The organism is Candidatus Symbiopectobacterium sp. NZEC135 (genome assembly GCF_025962695.1).
Genome location: NZ_JAGFPF010000479.1, coordinates 1 through 1332 on the forward strand (window position 1 = coordinate 1; position 1332 = coordinate 1332).

A 1332-nucleotide genomic window follows, 5' to 3' on the forward strand; every position below is an offset into this window, starting at 1 on the left:
GCATAATCGTTACCAGCCGGTCCATCAAGTCAGACAAATCCCGTTCGCAAATGTGCTTTTGTATCAGTGTCAACGCGGCCATACTACGATGCTGCATGATGTCCTCATCAGGAATGATCGTCACATCAACCAGCGGGAAATCTTCACTGTATAGCTGCTTAGCTAAAGCCGGATCGTCGAACAGTTGTAGCCAGTTGGTGGAGTTCGGGCAAGGGCTCGGCTTGCCCGCATAAAACAGTATCGGGATCACCAGAGGCAGTTTCTTGTTTCCCGCATCAAGGTGCCGCTGCATCGCGGCAATCGCGTAGCGCATCAGCCTGAATGCCATATGCTTGTCCGGCTTGCTTTGGTGCTCAATCAACACATGGATATACCCGGCTCCCGCGCGGGTCTGTAGGCTGTAAAGCACATCGCTGTAAAACGCTCTTAAATCATCCTCAACAAATGAGCCAGACTCCAGTTTCAAGGTGGTGAGATCGCAAAGCGCCAATAGTTTCTCAGGTAAATGCAGTTGTATAAAATCTCGGGCGGACTCTGGATGCGTCAAAAACTGCTTAAACGTCGCATCGTGCGGGAAGGTAGTTTTGTTGGCCTTTTTCATTAGCGCGGACTCTGAAGGTTATCCGCAGCAGTTTAGCGATCTTGACCTATCTGGTTCCTCAATAGGTGGTTATTCCTGCGCTGTTTACACCCTGTAATGCCTGATAAAAAATCGGAATGCAGCGGTCAGCATAACGCCTATCAACGGGTATGTTGGATGCCTTCTTAAGGACAAAATCAAAGTACAGTGAGAACCAGTACCGAATTGGCGATATCGCACCAGAGTCAGATTCCGGCAACGCTTCTAAGCCAGCAGTTATAAATTCGCCTGCCCTCAGCTCCGTTTGATGATTTTAAGCCTACTTTTATTTTCCGCGTCCCACCATAAGCCATTTCACTGACGCTGGCAGGCATCAACCTAAGGCGCTTTCGGTGGCCATCCGGCAGATATCATCGCTGTTTTAACAAAGAAAGGCACAACACTGACAGCATTTTCCCGACGGGCCGGGCTGGCTTCATCTACTTTGGGGAAATACGTTATTCCGCCATTGGCCTAAGGGAGAACAATTAATCGTAGAAGCCTTACATACTCGTCCTGAGACGATCTGGCCTTCGCGCTATCTCAACAGACAACATAGGAAAGATGGCGATAGTACAGCAGATTAAAGGACCGCCATTTAACCTGCCGTAATAGGGTCTGTGACGCTGTTATTCAGGCTGATTAATTCATGCGTTCTGCATGAATTAATCAGTGGCGTGCGGCGAGTAAATTCAATTTCGCACGAATTGCTA

The 1332-nt window shown here is 48.6% G+C and carries 1 protein-coding gene and 1 pseudogene; one reads left to right on the plus strand and one right to left on the minus strand.

The genetic code is table 11. The annotated features are described in order from the left end of the window. Positions 1 to 601: Rpn family recombination-promoting nuclease/putative transposase (locus tag J5224_RS28060; RefSeq protein WP_264628397.1), on the minus strand; the 601-nt coding region annotated here is incomplete at its 3' end. A gap of 388 nt (positions 602 to 989) precedes the next feature. Between J5224_RS28060 and J5224_RS28065 the strand changes: the two are divergent. Continuing rightward, positions 990 to 1206 (plus strand): annotated as a pseudogene (locus tag J5224_RS28065) (helix-turn-helix domain-containing protein). Positions 1207 to 1332 lie beyond the last annotated feature (126 nt).